The sequence below is a fragment of the Nocardioides sp. CCNWLW239 genome, assembly GCF_037137035.1.
Taxonomy (GTDB): Bacteria; Actinomycetota; Actinomycetes; order Propionibacteriales; family Nocardioidaceae; genus Nocardioides.
Window position 1 is genome coordinate 336,887 of the sequence record NZ_JBBBNW010000002.1, and the last position, 22,744, is coordinate 359,630.

Annotated in this window: 20 protein-coding genes; 6 read left to right on the forward strand and 14 right to left on the reverse strand. The window is 69.0% G+C overall.

The features are described 5' to 3' along the window. Positions 1–10: 10 nt before the first annotated feature. The 3 genes from WBG06_RS07560 (at position 11) to WBG06_RS07570 (ending at position 3,241) form a co-directional block, all read left to right on the forward strand. A complete protein-coding gene (locus WBG06_RS07560) occupies positions 11–1,225 on the forward strand; it encodes an amidohydrolase (protein ID WP_336735977.1) in 1,215 nt (404 codons plus the stop codon). A gap of 102 nt (positions 1,226–1,327) precedes the next feature. Then, on the forward strand, positions 1,328–2,332 hold the full coding sequence (locus tag WBG06_RS07565) for a hypothetical protein (RefSeq protein ID WP_336735978.1): 1,005 nt from the start codon (positions 1,328–1,330) through the stop codon (positions 2,330–2,332). Between the two features lie 81 nt (positions 2,333–2,413). Further along, a complete protein-coding gene (locus tag WBG06_RS07570) occupies positions 2,414–3,241 on the forward strand; it encodes a PIG-L deacetylase family protein (RefSeq protein ID WP_336735979.1) in 828 nt (275 codons plus the stop codon). Between the two features lie 40 nt (positions 3,242–3,281). Here the strand turns inward: WBG06_RS07570 and WBG06_RS07575 are convergent, their stop codons facing one another. The 4 genes from WBG06_RS07575 to nrdR form a co-directional block, all read right to left on the reverse strand. Next, on the reverse strand, positions 3,282–3,647 hold the full coding sequence (locus tag WBG06_RS07575) for an HIT domain-containing protein (RefSeq protein WP_336735980.1): 366 nt from the start codon (positions 3,645–3,647) through the stop codon (positions 3,282–3,284). Beyond that, entirely contained in the window at positions 3,648–4,013 is a 366-nt protein-coding gene (locus WBG06_RS07580) for a nuclear transport factor 2 family protein (protein WP_336735981.1), read from the reverse strand. 88 nt (positions 4,014–4,101) lie between these two features. Continuing rightward, entirely contained in the window at positions 4,102–7,041 is a 2,940-nt protein-coding gene (locus WBG06_RS07585) for a vitamin B12-dependent ribonucleotide reductase (protein ID WP_336735982.1), read from the reverse strand. Positions 7,042–7,247: 206 nt separating this feature from the next. Continuing rightward, entirely contained in the window at positions 7,248–7,748 is a 501-nt protein-coding gene (gene nrdR, locus WBG06_RS07590; protein WP_336735983.1) for a transcriptional regulator NrdR, read from the reverse strand. 398 nt (positions 7,749–8,146) lie between these two features. On the opposite strand from nrdR, the gene WBG06_RS07595 reads away from it, so the two are divergent. Continuing rightward, a complete protein-coding gene (locus tag WBG06_RS07595; RefSeq protein ID WP_336735984.1) occupies positions 8,147–9,058 on the forward strand; it encodes a hypothetical protein in 912 nt (303 codons plus the stop codon). A gap of 108 nt (positions 9,059–9,166) precedes the next feature. On the opposite strand, the gene WBG06_RS07600 is transcribed toward WBG06_RS07595, so the two are convergent. Continuing rightward, on the reverse strand, positions 9,167–9,559 hold the full coding sequence (locus tag WBG06_RS07600) for a LysM peptidoglycan-binding domain-containing protein (RefSeq protein ID WP_336735985.1): 393 nt from the start codon (positions 9,557–9,559) through the stop codon (positions 9,167–9,169). A gap of 180 nt (positions 9,560–9,739) precedes the next feature. On the opposite strand from WBG06_RS07600, the gene lexA reads away from it, so the two are divergent. Continuing rightward, positions 9,740–10,519 (forward strand): transcriptional repressor LexA, encoded by a 780-nt coding sequence (gene lexA / locus WBG06_RS07605; protein ID WP_336735986.1) that lies wholly within the window; start codon positions 9,740–9,742, stop codon positions 10,517–10,519. 155 nt (positions 10,520–10,674) lie between these two features. Continuing rightward, on the forward strand, positions 10,675–12,231 hold the full coding sequence (locus WBG06_RS07610; protein WP_336735987.1) for an MXAN_6640 family putative metalloprotease: 1,557 nt from the start codon (positions 10,675–10,677) through the stop codon (positions 12,229–12,231). Between the two features lie 81 nt (positions 12,232–12,312). On the opposite strand, the gene WBG06_RS07615 is transcribed toward WBG06_RS07610, so the two are convergent. The 9 genes from WBG06_RS07615 to miaA all read right to left on the reverse strand — a co-directional run bounded on the left by WBG06_RS07615 (position 12,313) and on the right by miaA (position 22,728). Continuing rightward, positions 12,313–14,307: an ATP-dependent DNA helicase gene (locus WBG06_RS07615; RefSeq protein ID WP_336735988.1), complete on the reverse strand. Its 1,995-nt coding sequence runs from the start codon at positions 14,305–14,307 to the stop codon at positions 12,313–12,315. Between the two features lie 10 nt (positions 14,308–14,317). Then, positions 14,318–15,070 (reverse strand): SGNH/GDSL hydrolase family protein, encoded by a 753-nt coding sequence (locus WBG06_RS07620; RefSeq protein WP_336735989.1) that lies wholly within the window; start codon positions 15,068–15,070, stop codon positions 14,318–14,320. A gap of 117 nt (positions 15,071–15,187) precedes the next feature. Beyond that, entirely contained in the window at positions 15,188–16,672 is a 1,485-nt protein-coding gene (gene hflX / locus WBG06_RS07625) for a GTPase HflX (RefSeq protein WP_336735990.1), read from the reverse strand. 72 nt (positions 16,673–16,744) lie between these two features. Continuing rightward, positions 16,745–18,376, reverse strand: a complete 1,632-nt coding sequence (locus tag WBG06_RS07630; RefSeq protein ID WP_336735991.1) for a VWA domain-containing protein — start codon at positions 18,374–18,376, stop codon at positions 16,745–16,747. A gap of 119 nt (positions 18,377–18,495) precedes the next feature. After that, positions 18,496–19,272 (reverse strand): SDR family NAD(P)-dependent oxidoreductase, encoded by a 777-nt coding sequence (locus WBG06_RS07635; protein WP_336735992.1) that lies wholly within the window; start codon positions 19,270–19,272, stop codon positions 18,496–18,498. Between the two features lie 132 nt (positions 19,273–19,404). Continuing rightward, entirely contained in the window at positions 19,405–20,256 is an 852-nt protein-coding gene (gene dapF, locus WBG06_RS07640) for a diaminopimelate epimerase (RefSeq protein WP_336735993.1), read from the reverse strand. Further along, positions 20,256–20,885 (reverse strand): pyridoxamine 5'-phosphate oxidase family protein, encoded by a 630-nt coding sequence (locus WBG06_RS07645; protein ID WP_336735994.1) that lies wholly within the window; start codon positions 20,883–20,885, stop codon positions 20,256–20,258. Before WBG06_RS07645 ends, dapF begins: the two co-directional genes overlap by 1 nt. Continuing rightward, complete coding sequence (locus WBG06_RS07650; RefSeq protein ID WP_336735995.1) at positions 20,882–21,817, reverse strand: helix-turn-helix transcriptional regulator; 936 nt, start codon at positions 21,815–21,817, stop codon at positions 20,882–20,884. The genes WBG06_RS07645 and WBG06_RS07650 overlap by 4 nt, the downstream gene beginning before the upstream one ends. After that, entirely contained in the window at positions 21,814–22,728 is a 915-nt protein-coding gene (gene miaA / locus WBG06_RS07655; RefSeq protein ID WP_336735996.1) for a tRNA (adenosine(37)-N6)-dimethylallyltransferase MiaA, read from the reverse strand. The genes WBG06_RS07650 and miaA overlap by 4 nt, the downstream gene beginning before the upstream one ends. Positions 22,729–22,744 lie beyond the last annotated feature (16 nt).

Below are 22,744 nucleotides of genomic sequence, written 5' to 3' on the forward strand. Positions count from 1 at the left end.
GCTCATTTGCATGGACGAGGCTCTGGTCACGCGGTTGAAGGGCATCTACGAGGATCTGCACCGCCATCCGGAGCTCTCGTTCGAGGAGCATCGAACCGCGGGCATCGTCACCGAGTGGTTGAACGACCTGGGTCTCGAGGTTCGGGCCGGACTGGGCGAGACCGGGGTCGTGGGTGTGCTGCGCAACGGCCCGGGCGCGACGGTGCTGCTGCGTGCCGACATGGACGCCCTGCCTCTGCAAGAGGCGACAGGCCTGCCGTACGCCAGTGAGGTGGATGGTGTCGCTCACGGGTGCGGTCACGATGTCCACGTCACCTGCCTCCTGGGGGCCACGGCCACGCTCGTAGCGACGAAGGCGGACTGGTCGGGAACGCTGGTGGTGGTCTTCCAGCCGGCCGAGGAGGTCCTGCAAGGTGCCTCCAGAATGCTCGCGGACGACCTGTTCGAGCAGGTGCCGCGACCCGACGTGGTGCTCGGCCAGCATGTCGCCCCGCTACCTGCCGGCGTCATCGGTCTGCGTTCGGGACCGTCGTTCGCCGCCACCAACTCCCTGCGGGTGACGATGTACGGGGCCGGTGGGCACGGCTCACGGCCGGAGACCACGATCGACCCGGTCGTGATGGCCGCTGCCACCGTGCTGAGACTGCAAGGGGTCGTCGCCCGCGAGGTCGCCGCCACCGACGTCGCCGTCGTGACGGTCGGCGCGCTGCAAGCCGGCACGAAGAGCAACATCATCCCGGACGAAGCACAGCTCCTGATGTCCGTACGCACCTACGACCCCCACGTCCGCGACAGCGTTCGCGCCGGGATCACACGCATCGTGAACGCCGAGGCGCAAGCATCCGGAGCGACTCGCGAGCCGTTGGTAGAGGACCTGGAATCGTCCCCGGCGGTGGTCAACGACGCAGACGCTGTCGCCCGCGTCCACCACGCGTTGGGTGCGGTGGTCGGAGCCGACCGTATCGTCGACCCTGGCCTCGTGACGGGCAGCGAGGACGTCGGGGTTCTCGCTGCCGGCGCCGACGCGCCGCTCGTGTTCTGGCTGCTCGGCGGCGCGGACCCGGCCCACTTCGCCGAGGCGCAGGGCCCCGAAGACATCCAGCGGATCGCGGCCGACCTGCCGTCCAACCACTCTCCCCTGTTCGCTCCGGTCCAAGACCCGACCCTCGAGGTCGGCGTGAGCGCCTTGGTCGCCGCCGCGCGAGCATGGCTCGAGGCCACCTGATCCCCTGATCACCAAGCAAAGAGTTCTGCACGTACGTCGCAGCGGCCGACAAAGCCCGGCTGTCGGTGGTCGCACCTAGATTGACCTCCATCGGAGGAGCAGATGAGCGAGAAGACCGAGAACGACCTCGAGCTCGACGCACGTGACCTGGCCGCGCGGCGAGCCTGGGCTGCGCGCGAGCTGGAACTGCAGGACGGTGTCGCCAGCCGCGCGCAGCTCACCTGGGGCGGCTACACACCGAACGACATCCGTCGAGCGGTCAGGCGCCGTGAGCTACGCCAGGTGCATCGCGGCGTCTACGTCGCCCACACCGGTCCCCCGACGTGGCGCCAGCGGGCCTGGGCCGCCGTGCTCTACGCCGAGCCCGCCGCGCTGTGCGGCCCGACGATCCTCGAGCCACGTCGCACCGAGGACGCTGTCGGACCCATCCATATCGCCATCGACCGTCGTCGCCGACTGGCCCCACCTCCCGACGTTGTCGTCCACCGCGTCGTCGGCCTGTCCCGCCAGATGTTCCCCGGCGCGCGCCCACCCCGCCTCACACTCGAGGACAACGCTCTTCTCCAGGCACGCGACGCAACCTCCGAGATGGAAGTGATCGGCCTCCTGACCGACACCATCGGCCGGCGCGGAGTGACCACGAACGCCGTACGCACCGCCTTGAAGCGTCACTCCAGACTCCCCCGCCGTGCGTTCATCGGTGATCTACTCGCCGACGTGGACAGCGGCACCTGCTCGGTCCTCGAGCACGCCTACCTCACCCGCGTCGAACGCGCCCACGGTCTCCCCACCGCGACCCGTCAAGGCGAGCGAACCACGCCGACTGGCCGAGAACTGAGGGATGTCGAGTACGAGGCGTACGGCCTAGTCGTCGAGCTCGATGGCCGCCTCAACCACGAGTCCTGGCGAGCGCAGGGGCGCGACGCCGACCGGGATCTCGACGACCTGGCCCTCGGCGGCAGGCTGACCGCGCGCGTCCGTAGGCCACAGGTGTTCGAGACCCAGTGCCGCACCGCCGCCAGAATGGCTCAGCTGCTGCGCCGACGAGGCTGGATGGAACGCCCGAAAAGGTGCGGGGACAGTTGCACCCTGGAGACCTGGATGTGACGTGGGAGCCCTGGAGTCACCCAGTGACACTGGGACTCCCACGTTCCCATGCCCCCACCCCGCGTGCGTAGCGTGTGGGACATGTTCAGCGACCTGGGGCTCGGCGACCTGAGCGGCGCGGTCGTGCTCATCGTCCATGCCCACCCTGACGATGAAGTGTTCGCCACCGGGGCCGCGACCATCGCCACCAGAGCCGCCGGAGCGCGCACTCACCTACGCATCTTCACCGGCGGCGAGGGCCGCAACAGCCCGTTGACGCCAGCAGGTCTCGCGAACGCACGCCGCGCCAAGGAGAAACGCCTCGCGGTGTCAACAGAACTGTTAGGCATCGACACCTGGGGTTATCTCACGGAACCCGGACACTGGACGGACACGCCCCACGCGACGGCAAGGACGATCAGCGCAGCCGATCCGGCGGACCTCGCCGTTCCCGTGATCACAGCACTCGAAGCACTGCGCCCCGACATCGTTCTCACCGTCGGACCAGATGGACTGACCGGCCACCCGGACCACATCGCCTGCCATGACGCCGTCGCGCATGCGCTCGCTGCAGCAGCACATCACCCTCGGGCCGCCCTGGGCGCGGTCCTGGACCGGCGTTCCGTGACGTCAGCCATCGAGACCGCGCGTGCAGTCACAGGTCACCCCATAGGGTCCGGTCGAGTCACCGGGGTTGCCATCAACAGGTCGGTCATCACGATCACCGGGCCGCGAGGAACAACTGACCGACGCAGGCGTGCCCTAGATGCGTACGCCCCCAGACTCGGGACGGGCGGCGTGAACACCGAGCTCATGGGCACAGGCGACTCGGTCCTTCTCCGGTTCGTCCTGGACGCTGCCGGCTGGGCCCAAGACCGCTTCGCCCCGCTGACCCCTGGGCGACCTGGGAGGCCTGAGGCGGTGTCCTGAGGTTGCCGAAGGGTCGCCCAGTGACTCCGGGGCTCCCACGTCACCTCCGGTCTCGGCGCCCACCGCTGTGGACGTGGACGTGCAGGTGCTTGGAGTCCTGGTAGGCACCGAGATTCGTGAGCACTGCCGCGGCACCGTGCTCGAGCTCCACGTTCCTCGCCACCGTCTGGACGACACGGAGTAACTCACGTACGTCGGTCTCGTCCTGCGCGCTCACGGTCGTGAGCGATCCGATGTGGCGCTTCGGCACCACCACGATGTGGACCTCCCAGAACGGGCGCGTGTGATGGAAGGCGAGCACGCGGTCGTCCTCGTGCACCACGTGCAGGCGCTCAGGGTGCGGGATGGCGACGTCGCAGTAGAAATCAGTCCCGCGATACACCCCATCGCCGCCGATCGCCCCCATTCAGGAATCCTGAGAAGCAGCGGGAGTGCCTTGGTGGTGAACCAGGCGCCATCCCACCTCGCGCCGCTGCCAGAGCGACGTACAGTGCACCCGCCGGCCGTCGCGGAGGGACTGCCACCGCAGGAGCACCACGCCGTCCGACAGCTCGCGACCGGTGAGCTCGTGCACCTCGATCTCCGGTGTCTCGTCGTCCTCCGCCGACAGCATCTCCAGGATCGACGTGAGGTCCCACATCCGTCCGGATGCGCCGATCTCCTCGAAATCCGGCGCCATCAGCTCGGCGAGACGAGCCGGGTCGGATCGCACCGCTGCCGTCTGCAGCTCACGCTCGAGGGCCATCACCTCTGCCAGATCCGCGTTCGTCACCGCTCCAGGCTATTCGCCCAGGTCGACCGAAAACGGACCGGTCCCGCACCCCGGAGGGGCGCGGGACCGGACTCAGTCAGTCAACGACTCAGCTGCAACCGGAGGTCGAGCCGCAGCCCTCGCAGACGTAGCAGGAGCCGGCGGGGCGCATCTTGGTGCCGCAGGTGAAGCAGAGCGGGCTGTCGATGGCCATGCCGCTGATCGACTCGAGCAGCTCGGCGGTGGTGTGAGCGGTCTTGGCCTCACCCTTCGGGGCCTCCTCGACACCGGCGTCCTCGGTGATGTCGGCGTCGATGACCTCGGACTTCGCCTCCGGAGCGGCCTTGCGCTCGGGAGCCGGCTTCTCGACGAGCTCGGCGGCGGTGGTGCCGTTGCCGAGCTGCTCGTAGGAGCCGGTCTCGAGGTAGCGCTGACGCTCGTCGGCGGAGTAGATGCCGAGGGCCGAGCGGTCCTCGAAGGACATGTAGTCCAGCGCCAGCCGGCGGAAGACGTAGTCCATCAGCGACTGCGCCATGCGCACGTCCGGGTCGTCGGTCAGACCGGCGGGCTCGAACTTCAGGTTGGTGAACTTGGAGACGTAGGTCTCCAGGGGCACGCCGTACTGAAGGCCGACGGAGACCGCGATGGAGAAGGCGTCCATGACACCTGCCAGGGTCGAGCCCTGCTTGCCGAGCTTGAGGAAGACCTCACCGAGCTCGCCGTCAGCGTGCGCACCGGAGGTCATGTAACCCTCGGCGCCACCGACCGTGAAGGAGGTGGTGCGCGAGACGCGCGACTTCGGCAGGCGCTTGCGGGTCGGCGCGTAGACGATCTTCTCGATGATCTTCTCCACGACCTCCGGCTCGACCTCGGCCTCGGCAGCCACGGCGGCCGCGGCGGCACCCGTGGAGAGACCCTGGTCCTTCTTGGCCCCCTCCGACTTGCCGTCGGCCAGCGGCTGGCCGACCTTGCAGTTGTCGCGGTAGATCGCGGTGGCCTTCAGGCCGAGCTTCCACGACTCCATGTAGACCTGCTCGATCTCCTCGACGGTCGCCGACTCGGGCAGATTCACGGTCTTGGAGATCGCACCGGAGAGGAACGGCTGGGTCGCCGCCATCATGCGTACGTGGCCCATCGGCTTCAGCGCACGCTTGCCCATCGCGGTGTCGAAGACCTCGTAGTGCTCCTGGCGCAGGCCGGGCGCGTCGATGACGTGGCCGTGCTCGGCGATGTAGGCGACGATCGCCTCGATCTGCTCGGGCTGGTAGCCCATCTTCTTCAGCGCGCGCGGGATCACCTGGTTGACGATCTGCATCGAGCCGCCACCGACGAGCTTCTTGAACTTGACCAGCGAGAAGTCCGGCTCGATGCCGGTGGTGTCGCAGTCCATCATGAAGCCGATGGTGCCGGTCGGCGCGAGCAGCGAGGCCTGCGCGTTGCGGAAACCGTTGACGCGACCGATCTCGATGACGTCGGCCCACACCTTGGTCGCCGCGTCGATGATGTTGCGGTCGACCGGGTTGATCGAGCGGACCGCGTCGTTGGCGGCCTGGTGCTTGCGCATGACCCGCAGGTGGGCCTCGGCGTTGCGGGCGTAGCCGGCGTAGGGGCCGACGACACCGGCGAGCTCGGCGGAGCGCTTGTAGCCGGCACCGGTCATCAGCGAGGTGATGGCGGCAGCCATGGTGCGGCCACCCTCGGAGTCGTAGCCGAGACCCATCGCCATCAGCAGGGCGCCGAGGTTGGCGTAGCCGATGCCGAGCTGGCGGTAGTCGCGGGTGGTCTGGCCGATCGCCTCGGTCGGGAAGTCGGCGAAGCAGATCGAGATGTCCATCGCGGTGAAGACGACCTCACAGGCCTGCTCGAAGCGGACCGCGTCGAAGGTGTCGTCGTCCTTGAGGAACTTCAGCAGGTTCAGCGACGCCAGGTTGCAGGAGGAGTTGTCCAGCGACATGTATTCCGAGCACGGGTTGGAGCCGGTGATCCGGCCCGTCTCCGGGTTGGTGTGCCAGTCGTTGATGGTGTCGTCGTACTGCAGACCCGGGTCGGCACACTCCCACGCGGCGATCGAGATCTTGCGGAACAGCTCGCGGGCGTCGATCTCCTCGATGACCTCACCGGTGGTGCGGGCGCGGAGGCCGAACTTCTTGCCTTCCTCGACCGCACGCATGAACTCGTCGGAGACGCGCACGGAGTTGTTGGCGTTCTGGTACTGCACGGACGAGATGTCCTTGCCGCCCAGGTCCATGTCGAAGCCGGCGTCGCGCAGCGCGCGGATCTTGTCCTCCTCGCGCGCCTTGGTCTCGACGAACTCCTCGATGTCGGGGTGGTCGACGTCGAGGACGACCATCTTCGCGGCGCGGCGGGTGGCGCCACCGGACTTGATGGTGCCCGCGGACGCGTCCGCGCCACGCATGAAGGAGACCGGACCGGAGGCGGTGCCGCCGGAGGACTTCAGCAGCTCCTTGGAGGAGCGGATGCGGGAGAGGTTGAGACCGGCACCGGAGCCGCCCTTGAAGATCAGGCCCTCCTCCTTGTACCAGTTCAGGATCGAGTCCATGGAGTCGTCGACCGAGAGGATGAAGCAGGCCGAGACCTGCTGGGGGGACTCGGTGCCGACGTTGAACCAGACCGGCGAGTTGAAGGCGAAGTGCTGGTTGACCAGCAGCCAGGTGAGCTCGCGACCGAAGAGGTCGGCGTCGGCGTCGGAGGCGAAGTAGCCGTTCTCCTTGCCGGAGGCGACGTAGGTGTTCACGACCCGGTCGATGAGCTGCTTCAGGCTCTGCTCGCGCTTGGCCGTGCCGAGGGCGCCGCGGAAGTACTTGGTGGTCACGATCGTCGAGGCGTTGATCGACCAGAAGTCGGGGAACTCGACTCCGGTCTGCTCGAAGACGGTCTCACCGGTCTTCCAGTTCTTCTGGACGACGTCGCGTCGCTCCCAGGTGATCTCGTCGTACGGGTGGACGCCTTCGGTGCTGAAGATCCGCTCGATCTTCAGCCCGGAGCCCGCCTTCGCCGTTGCCTGTGCCTCTGCTGCCGTGTCTGTCATTTCGTTCCCCCTGTTGTCATCGATCGCTGTGCCGTACTGCTGGTCGGTGCTGATGGTGGAGTCTCCTGTTGCGCCCGTTCGGGCTTCGTACGCCCTGCTCGTGTGCTGAGCCTGGTCTGTTTCGCTGGATGGCCCGGACAGGTCGCTTCCCCACGGCCTGCCCGGGCCCGTCTGTGTGCCATCTCGCTGTGAATGGCCGTGGGTATCTAGTCGGAGCCCACCGGGGCCTCGACCGGATGTTCTGTCTCGAAGTTCTGGACTTCCCGTTCCGTACGCAGCATCTGGATCTCACGCTCGAAGTCGTCCACCGACTCGAAGGCCCGGTAGACGCTCGCGAAGCGCAGGTAGGCGACCTCGTCGAGCTCTCGCAGAGGCGCGAGGATCGCCAGCCCCACCTCGTGGCTGGGGACCTCGGCCAGTCCTTGGCTCCGCAGCGCCTGCTCGACCTCCTGGCCGAGGCACGCGAGCTGGTCCTCGGTGACCGGGCGGCCCTTGCACGCCTTGCGTACGCCGTGCACCGCCTTGTCCCGACTGAACGGCTCCGCCGCGCCGGAACGCTTGGCCACCATCAGCTGCATCTGCTCGACGGTCGTGAACCGCTTCCCGCACTCCTGGCAGACCCGGCGGCGCCGGATCTGGCCACCCTCCTCGGCCACGCGGGAGTCGAGCACCTTGGTGTCGCTGTGCCGGCAGAACGGACAGTGCACGGTCGAGCCCCTCTCGTGAAGCTTGTGGATCCAGGCCGTCTCAGCGGCGGCCCGAGCCTGTGGAACCTGTGGATACGAGCGTGAATCCCTGTGGAACAACACCCTGATCGCTGTGGGTCATCCATCGGTTCATGTGAACTAGATGTGGATAACTACAGCCGTGTAACTACTAGATGTAGTGGTAACCGTACGCCCGCCCTCCGGCCGATGCAAGCGAGGGTCGGGTTTCCCCGCGTGCCCGGCGTGTCGCCGGTCAATTGCCGAAAGATTCCGGTTCAGCGGCGCCGGGCTGGACTCGATGCGTAAGAATGACCCCCGTGACAAACATCTCCGGAGGAAATCGCGTCGGGTCGCGGAGAGGCACGCGCCCCAGAAGCGGTCCCCGGCCACCATTCATCTTGCCTGCGATCGCGACACTGGCATTCCTCGTCATCTGGGGTGTGCTGGTGTGGGTCGCCGTCGGTTTCGGGGCCGACGCACGGGGAGGCGATTCCGGCGCCTGGGTGAAGCTCGCCATCGCGGCGGTCGCTGCAGTCGCCTGCCTCTTCCTGACCTTCACCTTCGCCGGGAAGGCCTGGCGGGACTTCACCGGCGCCCCCACCCCGCCACCCACCGACGACTACACCGGCAACCACTCCAGCGCCTACGTCGAGGAGCAGGACTACCCGGACCAGTCCTACGGCGACCAGGCCTACGCCGACCAGCCCTACGCGGATCAGACCTACCCGGAGCAGGGCTACTACGGCACCGGTTCCTACAGCTACGAGGACACCGGCTCCTACAGCCGCCACAGCGCCGACACCGGGAGCCACCCGCCCTACGGCAGCACCGGAAGTCGCTCGGCCTACACCGACACGGGCTCCCAGTCGCCTTACGGCTACCCGGGAGACGACCAGGGCTACGGGAGCACCGGCAGCCGGGCCGCCTACGGCGCCTCGGCCTACCAGCCGCCGACCAGCCCGCCACCCACCCCGCAGCCCTACTACTCGAACCCGCCGACGCCGACGTCGACACCGCAGAGCACCCCGGCGTACGGATCGCAGGGATACACCACGGACAGCTACCCGACCCAGCAAGCCGGCTCCTCGCCGTATCAGTCGGGCGCCTACCAGGTGCCGACCGGATACGGCCAGACCGGTTCGCGGGCCCGGCTGACCCAGGATCCCGCCGCGACCCAGGCGCTGCCCACCCCGCGTCCGCCCCAAGACCCGCCGTCCCAACCGGACGACGAGTGGCCGCCGCGACACAGCACCCGCAACAAGCAGTGGCCGCCGACCGACCCGGGGACCCCGTACCGCGGGCGTCACTGACGCCACAGCGAGAGTGCCGCAGACGCTTCCCATCGTCTGCGGCACTCTCACTTTTCCCCGGTAGCCGGCCGCCAGGGTCGAAGGAGCGGCCGGACATCTGTGTGGCGCCTACGGCGCGGTCGGGATGATCAGGGTCTGACCGGACACGAGCATCGACGACTCGAGACTGTTGAGCTCCTTGATCGTCTGCTCCATCTCCCGAATCGATGCGTCGGTGCCGGCAACTGCCTTCGAGGAGATGTCCCAGAGCGTGTCACCATCGCCGACGACCATCGTGTGGGCGGCGGGGGCGGAGCCACCAGGAAATCCGGCATCAGCGCCGGCACTGTTCGCCGCGAACGCCACCCGCGCTCCGATCAGCGCGATCCCGAAGAGCACGACGAGTGCGAACGCGAACACCACGACTCGGCCGCGCCGGGTGAGCCGCACCGTCGAACGCCGCACATCCCGCGCCGGACGGGGCGGTTCGGCTACGGGCAGCACATAGACGGTTGCACTCATCACGGCCTCCAGTTCATCGGTCTCTCGATCACGTGTTCGATCGAGCACATGTTCGAAGTTAGATCACGTGTTCGAACAACGCAAGTAGCGACCCCAAGAATTTTCGAACGCCGACACGCACCGGTGACGAGATCGAACAGATGTTTGAAGTCGTGGTGCCAGAGGGACTAATGTGAAGACATGACCACGCAGAAGACAGGCACCGGATCAGGCGGTTCGAAGAGCCGCGTCCGCGAGCTGCCCGACGGGCCGCCGGACGCGACCGGGCTCACGCCGCGTCAGCAGCGCATCCTCGCTCACCTGCGCGACAGCATCGAACAGCGCGGCTACCCGCCCAGCATGCGCGAGATCGGCGCCGCCGTCGGGCTGACCAGCACCAGCAGCGTCGCCCACCAGCTCCGCGCGCTGGAGCAGCGTGGTCTGATCCGCAAGGACCCCAAGCGGCCTCGTGCCCTCGAGGTCTTCCTCCCCGAGGTGATGGCCCACCGCAAGGCCATGTCCGGCGAGCCCGAGGAGACCAGCACGGCCGAGTCGACGGTCACCGCCGAGGCCGGGGTCAACCCCAACCCCGACGCCGCGATGGTTCCCCTGGTCGGCCGGATCGCGGCCGGTGGCCCGATCCTGGCCGAGGAGACCTCGAGCCAGCAGAGCGTCGAGGACGTCTTCCCGCTCCCCAAGCAGCTGGTCGGCAACGGTGACCTGTTCCTGCTCTCGGTCTCCGGTGACTCGATGGTCGACGCCGCCATCTGCGACGGCGACTTCGTGGTCGTGCGCCAGCAGCCGACCGCGGAGAACGGTGAGATCGTGGCCGCGCTGATCGACGGCGAGGCGACCGTCAAGACCCTTTCCCGCAAGGACGGCAAGGTCTGGCTGCTGCCGCACAACGCTGCCTACGAGCCGATCGACGGCACCCACGCGACGATCCTCGGCAAGGTGACCGCGGTCCTCCGCAGCCTCTGACGACCTGCATTCTGCGTGCGATCCAGCCGCCGACCCGTCATCGGGTCGGCGGCTGCTTCGTCCGTGGGCAACGCCCAATCGGCCGTGTCCCCCGGACACGGCGGGGTCGTGCGCTTAGACTGCGGTGGTCTGTCATCCCGAACGTCTGGTATCTCATGCGAAACATTGCCCGCCGGATCACCCGCAAACAACGCTCCCTCGTCCTGATCGCAGGCATGGTCGTCGCGACGTTCGTCGCCACCATGCCCGCAACCGGGTCGACTCCGGCGACCTCGGCGGTGACCGGCGGTGAAGCCAGCGCCGAGCAGCCGGTGACGGAGGAGACCGCCCGTGAGGCGCTCGCCGAGGCGAAGAAGATCAAGCGCAACCAGTCCGTACGCGGCGTCCGGCAGGTGGTGCCGGGTCGGCACGTCGCCGGCCGCCCCGACGCGACCATCGCGCTGACCAACCTGTGGAACGCCAAGGACGCCCTGGACGGCTCGGACAAGACGGCCGCTCGCGAGCTGCTCGCCCGCCCGCGTGCCACGAGCCAGACCTGCAGCACCGCGGTCTGCGTCCACTACACGCCGGGCTCCGGCGGCGACCGTGCCTCGGTGGCGTACGCGACCCAGGTCCGTGACGTCGTCACCAAGGTCCACAACCTCTACGTGCAGGCGGGATACCGCAAGCCGGCGGCCGACAAGGCGGTCACGCCGGGCAAGGTCGACATCTACCTCGAGAACCTCTACGACGAGGGCTACTACGGCTACTGCGCGCCGGAGTCGAAGGTCTCCAAGACGGCCGCGACCGCCTACTGCGTGCTGGACAACAACTACGCCAGCAGCGAATACGGCTACTACAACACGCCCACCGAGAACCTCCGGGTGACGGCCGCTCACGAATACTTCCACGCCGTCCAGTTCGCCTACGACGCCGGCGAGGACCGCTGGATGATGGAGTCGACCGCGACCTGGGTCGAGGACGAGGTCTACGACAGCATCGACGACAACCGGCAGTATCTCGCCTACGGCCAGCTCGAGGACCAGCGCAAGCCGCTGGACAACTCCAACGCCTCCAACCTCGGCATCTACGGCAACTGGATCTTCTTCCGGTTCCTCTCCGAGCGCTACGCGCGCGAGCGCGGCCAGCTTCCGGCAGTGGTCCTCGACATCTGGCGACGAGCCGAGTCGACCTACTCCACGCTCGCCATCCGACGGGCGCTCGCCGACCGCGGCACCACGCTGAAGACCCAATACACCCGCTTCGCCGCCGGCAACCTGGCCCCCCGGAAGACCTACAGCGAGGGCCGCGCCTACTACGCGCCGGTCTACGACGGACGCACCGCGCTCCCCGCCAAGCGACAGACCGTCGACGGCAAGTTCACCCTCAAGCACCTGACGTACGCCTCCCAGCGCCTCGTCCCGAAGAAGGTCGGCAAGGGCTGGAAGCTGCGCGTGAAGGTCGACGTCGCCCGCCCCAACGCCAACGCGGCCGTGGTCAGCGTCTTCCGCACCGACGGCACCCGCGGCGTCTACTACCTCAAGCCCAACCGGGACGGCATCGCCACCAAGACCATCGAGGGCTTCTCCTCCAAGCGGATCCGCAAGGTCGAGGTCACCTTCGCCAACGCGAGCAGCAACTTCAGGTGCGGCCAGGGCACCGCGTACTCATGCCGTGGCATCGCTTCGCCGGACAAGGCCACCCACCGCTGGTGGGCGAAGACCTACCGCTGACCCAACCCCCGCCGAGTCGGCTCGTTCCAACGAGCCGACTCGGCGTGCTTGTCGCTCAGTACGAGCCGACTCGGCCGTGGGTCAGGCAGAGGCCATCTCGGAGAGCCGCTTGAGGGCCTTCCGCACGACGTCGGGATCCGTCGTGGCCCACATCGGCGGCAGGCTCGCCTTGAGGAACCCACCGTAGCGGGCGGTCGCGAGACGGGCGTCGAGGACGGCCACGACGCCGCGGTCGGTGGTGGTGCGGATCAGCCGGCCGGCCCCTTGGGCGAGCAGGAGCGCCGCATGGGTCGCGGCGACCTGCATGAACCCGTTGCCGCCGGCCTTGTCGGCCGCCTGCTGCCGGGCCGACATCAGCGGGTCGTCGGGGCGCGGGAACGGGATCCGGTCGATGATCACGAGCTGGCAGGTGTCGCCAGGCACGTCGAGCCCCTGCCACAGCGACAGGGTGCCGAAGAGCACGGTGTGCGGGTCGGCGACGAACTGCGCGGCGAGCTCGGGCAGCTGCGCGTCGCCCTGCGCCAGGGTGGTCAGGTGGGGCAGCTTCTGACGCACGACCTCGGCCGCCGCCTCGGCGGCCCGGCGTGAGGAGAAGAGCCCGAGCGTACGTCCGTCGGCGGCGTCGACCAGGTCGACGATCTCGTCGAGGGTCTTGGCCCCCATCCCGTCGCGCCCGGGCGGGGGCAGATGGCGGGCGACGTAGAGGATCCCCTGGCGGCCGTAGTCGAACGGGCTGCCGACGTCGAGCCCGACCCACGGCAGCACGTCCTCGGTGCGCTGCGCCCCGGCGCCCAGCTCGGTGCGCTCCTCCGCCTTGAGCCCGAGCGATCCGGCAACCGGGCCGAAGTCGCCGCCGAGCTTGAGGGTCGCCGAGGCGAAGACGACGGTCTTCTCCCGCAGCAGCTTGTCGCGCATCTGCGCCCAGACCTGCAGCGGCGCGACGCACAGGCGCGGAGGAATCCTGTCGCCGCCCTCGTTGAGCCAGATGACGTCGGACTCAGCGGCGGCGGCCATCCGCTCGGCGGTGGTGAAGACCTCCTGCAGGCCGCCCTTGGCCTGCTGGAAGCCGGGGTCGGCGCTGTCGGAGTCCTTCGGCTTGGGGAGCGCCGAGAGCGCGGACCGGGCGGCGTCCCGCACGAGGATCAGCGCGTCCGAGACGACCTCGGGCAGCGTGATCAGCCGGCCCGGAGAGGTCTCGTTGATCGCGGCCCGCAGCGCGTCGGAGGCATCGGCCAGGTCGTCGGCCTCGGAGCCGTCGATGTGCTTCTGGGCCCGGCGGGCGGCCCGCTCCACCTCGGCCGCGGTCAGCTCGTCGGTCGCCGCCTGGGTCACTCGGGCGACGAGCTCGTGGGCCTCGTCGATCACCACCGCGTCGTATTCCGGGATCATCGGCACCCCCTCGATCGCGTCGATCGCGAGCAGCGAGTGGTTGGTGACGATGAGGTGGCTCTTCTGGGCCTTGTCGCGGGCGACCTCGGCGAAGCACTCCTCGCCGAAGGGACACTTGGCGGCACCGAGGCAGTCGCGGTGGTTGACCGAGACCTGTCGCCACTCGCGGTCGGTGTGACGGGGCGCGGAGTCACGCTCGCCGCTGCCGCCCTTCTCCGCCTCCTTCTCGGCCCAGCTGCGCAGCTCGAGGACCTTCTCGGCCATCGGGCCCAACGGCACGTCGACCAAGGTGCCCTGGTCGTCGGGAGCGCCCTCGCGCACGCGGTGGAGGCAGGCGTAGTTGGAGCGGCCCTTGAGCACCGCGTAGGAGGCGTCGACGCCGGGACGCGAGCCGATCGCCTTGACCAGGCGCGGCAGGTCGCGCTCGACGAGCTGATGCTGCAGCGCCAGGGTCGCGGTGGCGACCACGACGCGGCTGTCGTGGAGCAGCGACGGGACCAGGTAGGCCAGCGACTTCCCGGTGCCGGTGCCGGCCTCGACCAGCAGGTGCTCCTCGTCGGCCAGGGCCTGCGCGACCGCGTCGGCCATCAACACCTGACCCTCACGGGTGGCCCCGCCGAGGGTCGCGACCGCATCCGCGAGGGCTTCGCGTACGGGCGTCTGGGAGGCGGTGTCGGTTGCGGTCACTCGGGCAACCTTAGCCGTGGGCGGGGACAGTCTCCGATCGGCTCTCCGCGATCCGCTGCGCGACGATCTCCCCGAACTGCATGTGGCCCGCGACGGTCAGATGGGTGTTGTCCTCGAGCATGGGCAGCTCGAGGTCGAAGACGTTGATGTACGTCACACCGTACTCCGCCGATACCCGCCGCATCATCTTGTTGACGACCTTGATGGCCTTGGCCCGCGACTTCACCTTGGGCGCACTGAGCACGACGACCTCGTGGCCCTTCAGCTCGTCCAGCGTGTCTCGGAACCCCTCCTCGACATCGTCGAGCTCGCTCTTGGAGTCGTTGATGCCGCCCTCGAGCACGACCAGGTCGGCCCCCGGGGCGATCGCGTCGGGGACCCGCTCGGGGAAGGAGATCGGGCCGCACCGTTCCATCAGCCCTCGCGCGTAGCCGGTGCCGCCGAAACCGGAGACTCGCACCTCCCCGTCGAGATACCGCGGCCACGACAGCGCCGGGTCCTCCAGGCCGAACCCCGATGCCCAGGAGTCACCGATCACGACGACCCGCTCACCGGCGCCGGTCACCACCGCCGCGCGGGTCACCGACTCGGCGGCCAGCCGCGTGCACAGGTCCTGGGTCACCTGGGCCCCGTGGCTCACGTCCTGCCCAGGAAGTACGCCGTCGTCCTCGCTGGCACAGCCGGCGAGCGTGGCCACCAGGACAGCACCAGCCAGCGCGCTCACCATCGTGGCGCGCGCTGCTCGGCGTACCTCTGTCCGCATCCTGACCTCTCCAACGACCGGTCGTCCCAAGTGTGCGGGACGAGCCTGTCATCGCCAACGTCGAAACGCCGAACCCGTGGCGGGATCAGCGCCCCCGGGATCAGACGGGATGGGCGCTCAGTTCGTGTACGCGGCCAGCTCGCCGGCCAGGTCCGCGTTGGCGCGACCCTTGACGACGGTGCCGTCGGCGGTGTGCTCGAGATGGTCGATCTCGCCGTGCTGGTGGATCCGGTTGACCAGGTCACCCCGCTCGTAGGGAACCAGCGCGGAGAACTCGACGCCCGGCCGCGGCAGATCGGTCTCGACGGCCTTGATGGCCGCCTCGATGCCTTCGCCGGTCTTGGCCGAGACCGCGACCGAGTGGGGCTCGGCACGCTGCAGCCTGGCGATCACCAGCGGGTCGGCGATGTCGGACTTGTTGATCACGACCAGCTCGGGGACCTCGCTGGCGCCGATCTCGGCGAACACCTCGCGCACCGCGGCCAGCTGGCCCTCGGGGTCGGGGTGGGAGCCGTCGACGACATGCACGACCAGGTCGGCGTCGGCCACCTCCTCCAGCGTCGAGCGGAACGCCTCGACGAGCTGGTGGGGCAGGTGGCGTACGAAACCGACGGTGTCGGACATCGTGTAGACCCGCCCGTCCTCGGTGGTCGTCTTGCGGGTGGTCGGGTCCAGGGTCGCGAAGAGCGCGTCCTCGACGAGCACGCCGGCACCGGTGAGCCGGTTGAGCAGGGAGGACTTGCCGGCGTTGGTGTAGCCGGCGATCGCGACCGCCGGGATCTGGTGGCGCTTGCGGTCGGCACGCTTGGTGTCGCGGGTGCCCTTCATCGCCTTCAGCTCACGGTTGAGCTTGGCGATCTTGGTGTTGATCCGGCGGCGGTCGGTCTCGATCTTGGTCTCACCGGGACCACGACCACCGATACCGGCACCGCCCGCGACCCGGCCACCGGCCTGACGGGACAGGTTGCCACCCCACCCACGAAGCCGCTGCTTCATGTAGCTGAGCTGGGCGAGCTCGACCTGCGCCTGACCCTCACGCGACTTGGCGTGCTGGGCGAAGATGTCGAGGATCAGCGCGGTCCGGTCGACGACCTTGACCCCGGTGCGGTCCTCCAGGTTTCGCAGCTGCGAAGGCGCGAGCTCACCGTCGGCGATCACGGTGTCGGCGCCGGTCGCGGCGACGATCTCCTTGAGCGCCTCGACCTTCCCGCGTCCGATGTACGTCGCAGGGTCCGGCGCCTGGCGACGCTGGTAGATCGCCTCCAGGACCTCGGAGCCCGCCGTCTCGGCGAGCAGCGCGAGCTCGGCCAGAGAGTTCTCGGCGTCGGCCTGGGTGCCGCCGGCCCACACGCCCACGAGCACCACTCGCTCCAGACGCAGCTGGCGGTATTCGACCTCGGTGATGTCCTCGAGCTCGGTGCGCAGGCTGGCGACGCGCTTGAGCGCGTGTCGCTCGGCGAGCTCCATCGCACCGACGGTCGGATCGGTGTCCTCGGGATCCTCGTCGGCGTAACCACTCTCGAAGCCGTCGTCGAGCGCGTCCCAGTCCTCGGTGGCCTCGAGCTCGTCAGCGAGTGAAAAATCGTGTGCGTTGTTCGTCATATACCAACAAGGGTACGGCGCCACACCACCCGGGGGACAATGCTTATCCGGCGGAGCTTGATCCGGGGCCCCTCAACGGTGCCTGAGCGCCTCCCGCACAACGGCTCCGACATCCTCCGGCCGCTCGGCGACGTACGCCTCCCCGCCGGTCGCGTCGGCGATCGCGCGCAGCGCGCCCAGGTCGGCGTCGGCGGTGATCCCGATCCCCATCACCCGGACCGGCCGTCGTGGGTCGGAGGCGGCCTCCAGCTGGCGTACGAGCTCTGCCAGGTCCATCGAGTCCGGGTCGTCGTTGGTGCCGTCGGTGATGAGCAGAACGGTGTTGGCCGCGAGCGGGTCGTAGGAGGCGACCGCTGCTTGATAGGCCGCGAGCGCGGTGTCGTGCAGCGCGGTGCCGCCGCCGGTGCGCTCGCTGAGGCCGGCGATCTCCTCGCTCAGCTGGGTGCGCTGGCCCTTGGCGGCCAGCTGGCGGGTCGGGACGAGGACCGCATGGTCACCGCCGAGCCTGCCTTCGGTCTCCTCGGAGAAGGCCCACAGCCCGATGGCGGCGCCACCGGGGAGGGCCTCGACAGCCTCCGACGCGCCCGCCTGGGTGAGCTCGAGGCGGGACGTGCTGCTGTCCGGCGCGGCCGGCCAGGCCATCGACCCGGAGACGTCCACGACCGCGATCGCGCGCGTCGGCCGCAGCCTCGTGCTCCAGTCGGCGGCGGTCTTCGCCACCGTGGCCGGATCGACCCTGGTGAACGCTCCGACGTTCGGGGACGGCTTTCCGGCACCGGTGGTGCGGAAACCGGCCTCGGTCAGGGCGGTGTCGGCGGCGCCGCTGTCGATCACCCGGGCGAAGGTGGTGATCGAGGACGCGAGCGCGTTGCGGCGGGACGAGTCGGCGGTGATGAGGACGGGATAGTCGAGGACCACCGTGCCCTCCTTCGGCGCGGCGGCCTTGAGCGTCGGCGCGTACTCCGACCACTGCTGCTCGCTGGTCGCCGTCACACCGCTCAAGACGGTCTGCAGCTCGGCCAGGCGTCCGGAATCGGTCGGTGCGGCAACCTCGTCACCGGAGGCGATCCGAGCCGCGTGCGACTCCATCCGGGCCTCGCGCTGGGGGTCGCCGTGGCTGGCGATCGCCGTGCCGAGGGCGCTCATCATCCGCCCCGGGTCGCCGACCAGCAGATCCTCCTCGGCAAAGGCCTCGGCGTACGACCTCCGGACGAGCCCGTCGCCGGCGACGATGACGACAGGTGAGGAGGCCATCGAGGCCCGCAGCGTCACCGGCTCGGTCGCCGGGTCGATCCGCTCGAGCCACTGCGAGGAGTCGGGGATCCACACGTCGGGCAGGTCGCCACCGAGCGCCAGAGGCCCCAGGACCTCGTCGGCCTTCGTGACATCCACCTCGAACTGGTCACAGCCGGCATCATCGAGGATGCTGCTGACCACGTTCGCCGCCTCGGGGGCGACCGCCACCGTCATCGGCGGGCCCGAGCACCTTCTGTTCTCGCCCGGGTTCGCCTCGCCGTGGGCGACCAGCGCGGTCGCGAGCAGGCACACCGCCAACAGCCCGGCCGCGCCTGCGATCACCCCGATCGTCTCGCGGCTGAACCGTGGCTTCTGCTCGGGCCCGGTCGGCTCTGTCGGTTCCGCCGGCTCCTCGGACCCGATGATCGCGAGCGCCTTCGACGTACTGATGTACGCCTTATCGGACATGCGAACTCCCTAGCTCCGACATCCGCGGAGCGGTCTGAGCTGTCCGCGGCTGGCGCACACATTAGCGGTGCGCCAGCCGTCGGGGTACTACCAGCGTGGGTTGCGTCGATTGCGCCCGGTCACTTCGGTGGCATCCGGATGCCGCCGTCGACGCGGATCGTCTCACCGTTCATGTAGTCGTTGGTCAGGCACTCGACGACCATGCTGGCCAGCTCCTCGGGTACGCCGAGGCGGTGCGGGAACAGCACGCTCTCGCCGAGCTTGGCCTTGAACGCCTCGGCCTCCGGGCCCTCGCCGTAGATCGGGGTGTCGATCAGACCGGGGGCGACGGTGTTGACGCGGATCCCGACCGCGGCGAGGTCGCGCGCGAGCGGCAGGGTGAGGCCGACGACGCCGCCCTTGGACGAGGAGTAGGACACCTGACCGATCTGGCCGTCGAAGGCCGCGACGCTGGCCAGGTTGACGATGGCGCCGCGCTGTCCGTTGGCGTCGGGCTCGTTGCGGCTGATGTAGGTGGCCGCCTGGCGGCACATGTCGAAGGTGCCGATCAGGTTGATCGCGATGACCTTCTTGTAGGCGTCCAGATCGTGCGCCGACCCGATCTGACCGTCACGGCCGATGGTGCGCTGCGCCCACCCGATCCCGGCCGAGTTGACCACCGCCTTCAGCGGCGCGATCTCCACGGCCCTCTCGACGGCGTTGGTGATCTGGTCGGTGTCGGTGACGTCAACGGGCACGAACAGCCCCTTGATCTCCTCCGCCAGAGCCTCGCCCTTGTCCTTCTGCATGTCCGCGACGATCACCGTCGCACCCTTGGCCGCCAGCGCCCGGGCCGTCGCCGCCCCGATCCCGCTGGCCGCACCCGTCACGATCGCTGTGCTCTCAGTCAACTCCATGGGCGACACCATAGACGTGACGGCCCTCACCGCGGTGAACACCCGTTAACTATCTCGCCGAGGCGTCAGATCCGTCGGCCGAGACGGCAGCGAGCTGCCGTCTCGGCCGACCGTGGTGACGTCTCGGCGGCTTCAGAGTGCGGTGGTGCCCTCGGCGACCAGAACGGCGGGACCGGTGAGGAGGACACGGTCGTCGGTGGTCCAGGTGACGTGGAGGGTGCCACCCGGAACATCGACGCGGTAGGTCACGTCGGCATCGCGCGCGACCGCGAGACCGTCGGCCTCGGCGGCCGCGACCATCACCGCGCAGGCACCGGTGCCGCAGGAGCGGGTCTCGCCGGCACCACGCTCGTAGACCCGCATGGCGACATGGCGGTCCGCGACGCGGGTGAAGAACTCGATGTTGACGCCGTGCGGATAGACGGTCTCCTCGAAGACCGGGGAGTCGTAGAGGTCGCCGACGGGGCCGTGCGGGTCGATCGACTCGACCTCGGCGGCGGCGTGCGGATTGCCCATGTCCACGTTGCAGGCCGACCAGAAGTGGTGGGCGACGGTGACCTGGGTCGACCCCAGCAGCTTCGGCGAGCCCAGGTCGGCGGTCCAGACGTCCCCGTCGGCACGAAGCGTCTTGTCACCGGCGCGCGTCGCGAAGGTGACCTCGTCGCCGGCCAGACCGGCCGAGCGCAGGTATTCGGCGAAGACCCGGGTGCCGTTGCCGCACATCTCCGCCAGGGTGCCGTCGGCGTTGCGGTAGTCCATGAACCACTCGGCGTCGCTGGCCGGGCGGTCGGCTCCGGTGTAGGCGGCGGTGCGGACCACCCGCAGGATCCCGTCGCCGCCGATGCCGGCCCGCCGGTCGCACAGCGCCCGGACGCGCGCGGCCATCTCCTCGTCGGAGAGCGCGCCGTGCACCGACCCGTCGAGGTCCGGCAGCAGCACGAAGTCGTTCTCCGTGCCGTGGCCCTTCAGGTAGGTGTAGGTCATCAGTAGAGCGACTTCGAGTAGGCGTCGGTGCGGTAGTAGTCCTCCATCTCCGCCAGCGTGCGCGGGTCGTTCTCGACCTCCTTGGCGATGACCGCGCGCTTCGGGAGGTGGTCGGGGTCCCAGGTCTCCGGGTCCCACAGCCCCGAGCGCAGGAACGCCTTCGCGCAGTGGAAGAAGATGTCGTCGATGTCGACGACCAGGGCGAGGATCGGTCGCTTGCCCTTCACCGCCATCTCGTCGAAGAACGGCGCATCGGAGACCAGCCGTGCGCGGCCGTTGATCCGCAGGGTGTCCCCGCGGCCCGGGATCAGGAAGTTGAGGCCGACGTGCGGGTTGGAGAGTACGTTGCGGTAGCCGTCGATCCGCTTGTTGCCCGGTCGCTCCGCGATCGCGATCGTCGTGTCATCGATGACGTGCACCAGCGACCCGGCCGGGTCCCCCTTGGGCGAGGCGTCGCAGTTGCCGTCCGCATCCGCGGTCGCGAGCACGCAGAACGGCGTGGCCGCGAGCCACGCCCGGTCGATGTCGAGGAGCGCCGGGCGCCCCTTGGTGACGGCCCGCTCGTTCGGCGTGCCGACCAGGTCGACGAGCTCTTCGAGCGTGCTGATCTCAGTCCAGGTAGGGGTCACCGCCCCAGGGTATTAGGCAGCACCTCACCCCGGCGAGCCCGCAGCCACTCGATCGGGTCGCCCTGGTCGACACCGACACCAGCCATCCGGAGCATCGCCCGGACCAGCAGGCGGCGGTGGGCTGCGTACGTCAGGACGTGGGCGATCACCGACCCGATCTGGAAGCTCTCCGGCGGCTCGCACAGGGCGTCGATGAGCCGGTCCTCCCAGGCCCCACGGCGCTCGATGTCGTGGACGACCGCCAGCCACCGTGGCGCCACCGCCTCATGGCGCCGGACCAGCTCGCCGATCGAGGCCGGGCCGCCGCGTACCGGCATCGAGAGCCCCTCGATCGAGGCCACCCAGCACTCCTTGGACCACACGGTGGCCTCCAGGACCTGGAGGATCGACTCCTCCGGCCCGTCCCACGACAGCACCTCGTGACCTGGCAGCCGCACCGCGGTGAGGATGTCCTCGGACAGTTCCGTCGCCTGGTCGAGCAGTGCTCTGGTGTCATCGACGTCGTGCATCACCAGCTGCTCGGTCAGCGGCGAGAGCACCCGTTCCTGCGAGTCGACCCACAGCGACTCCGGCGGATGGAAGTGGATGCCGTTCGGTGCCGGCAGCCAGTGGCTGGCCGCGGCCGTGCTCGGTGGATGGCCGAAGGCTCGCGCGTACGCCCGCGAGAACCCCTCCACCGACTCGTAGCCGGCCGCCCAGGCCGCCTCCGTGACCGTGCCGCCGTGCTTCAGCTGCCACGCCGCCCGCTCGAGCATCACCCGCCGTCGCATCGCGACCGGGGGCTCGCCCGCGCCCCGGGAGAGCAGCCGGCTGAAGTGGTATGGCGAGGTGTAGGCGTCTCCTGCCATCTGGGTCAGCGTGCGCGGCTCACCGTCGTCGGCACCGTCGAGCACCACGTCCAAGAGCTCTCGCAGACGGTCGCGTTCACTCACTGTCCCACCGCCCGAACCGCAGCGACGGCCTTGTCGAGACGCGCCGGGTCATCATGTGAGACCCACACGACCCGCGGATCCTTGCGGAACCAGGCGTCCTGACGCCGCGCGAACTGCCGGGTCTTGATGACGGTCCGCTCCATGGCCTGCTCCAGCGTCATCTCTCCGGCGAGGTGCGCGGCGACCTCCTGGTAGCCGATCGCCTTGGCCGCGGTCCGCGAACGCCCCAGCCCGGCGTCCAGGAGCCGAGCCACCTCGTCGACGAACCCGGACTCGAACATCTCCGAGACGCGTTGCCGGATGCGTACGTCCAGGGCTTCTCGAGAGATGTCGACACCGATCTGGATGGAGGCGGGGTCGTGGTAGACCTGCTCGGGCAGGCGTGCACTGAACGGCTCACCGGTCAGCTCGATGACCTCCAGCGCACGTACGACACGACGGCCGTTGTCGACCTCGATCCGTTCGGCCGCCACCGGGTCGAGGGCTCGCAACCGGTCGTGAAGTGCCTTCTCACCTGCGGTTTCGAGCTCCCTCTCCAGACGCTCACGCACCTCGTTCGAGGTGCCGGGGAACTCGAACCGGTCCAGGATCGCACGGGTGTAGAGCGCGCTGCCACCGACCAGCACCGGCACCTTCCCAGCCTCGCGGAGCGCTGCGATCTCGGCCCGCGCCAGCTGCTGGAAGTCGGCAACCGAGGCCGGTTCGGCGATGTCGAGGAAGTCGAGCAGATGGTGCGGGATCCCTCGTCGCTCGGCGACCGGCAGCTTCGCCGTCCCGATGTCCATGCCGCGGTAGACCTGCATCGCGTCGGTGTTGATGATCTCGCCGCCGAGGGTCTCGGCGAGGTCCAGGGAGAGCGATGTCTTACCCGCTGCGGTGGCTCCGACGACGGCGACGACCGGGATACCCACTAGGGTAAAAGATCCC